Raw genomic sequence first — 1,090 nt, forward strand, 5'->3', positions numbered from 1 at the left:
CCCATGCTCGCGTCCCATGCTCGCGTCCCATGCTCGCGTCCCACTCCCGCGTCCCACGCTCGCAGCCCACCCTCGCGGCGGAGCGGCCCGCGTTCACATGCTCCTCACATGCGCGACGCCCTATCGTTGTCGCTCGTCACATGCGGACCAGCCCAGGTGACGAGCGACGAGGCGGAGCTCATACCGTGTGACCGCCAGCAACTCGGTCGTGCGGGCATGCCGCCGCACCTGGATCATCAAGGATTTCGACCACGTGAGCGTGATCAGTGTCGGGCAGGCCGCCGTCCTCGGTGTCGTCGAGGGAGTCACGGAGTTCCTCCCGATCTCCTCGACCGGACATCTGAAGATCACCGAAGGGCTGATGGGGATACCCGTCGACGACACGTCCGTGGTCGGCTTCACCGCGATCATCCAGGTCGGCGCGATCGCGGCCGTCCTGGTGTACTTCTTCGCCGACATCCGTCGTTTCGCCACCGCCTGGGCTCGCGGCCTGGCCAGCCCGCGAGCCCGGCAGAACCCGGACTACACCTTCACCTGGTGGGTGATCTACGCGACCATCCCCGTCGTCCTCGTGGGGCTCGCCGCCAAACCGCTGATCGACGGGCCACTGGCGTCACTGTGGGTCGTCGCCGGCTCGCTGCTCGCCGGCAGCGCGCTGATGTGGTTCGCCGACGGCTTCGGACGTCACAAACGGGGCGAGGACGACATATCCCTCTCCGACGCCATGGTCGTCGGATCGTCGCAGATCCTCGCTCTGCTGTTCCCCGGGTTCTCCCGTTCCGGCGCCACCATCTCCACCGGGCTGATCCGCGACCTCGACCGGGTCGCGGCCACCCGGCTGTCGTTCTTCCTGTCCATCCCGGCGCTGACCGGCGCCGGACTCTACGAGCTCAAGGACGCCGTCGGCGGCGGCGTGTCCGTGCCGTCCGTCGCCGTCGGCACGCTGGTGTCCTTCGCCGTCGCCTACGCGTCCATCGCCTGGCTGCTCAGATACATCGCCGGGCACAGCTTCAACGTGTTCGTCACCTACCGCGTCGCCGTCGGCGTGGCGCTGTTCGTGCTGCTGGCCACCGGAGCCCTGCACGCCTGA

At 68.3% G+C, this 1,090-nt stretch carries 1 protein-coding gene; it reads left to right on the forward strand.

Annotated features, from left to right (window positions below):
- Nucleotides 1-253 precede the first annotated feature (253 nt).
- Nucleotides 254-1,090: an undecaprenyl-diphosphate phosphatase gene (locus AC5LSR_RS04890; RefSeq protein ID WP_250282896.1), complete on the forward strand. Its 837-nt coding sequence runs from the start codon at nt 254-256 to the stop codon at nt 1,088-1,090.

The organism is Protofrankia sp. CiP1_Cm_nod4 (assembly GCF_982290645.1).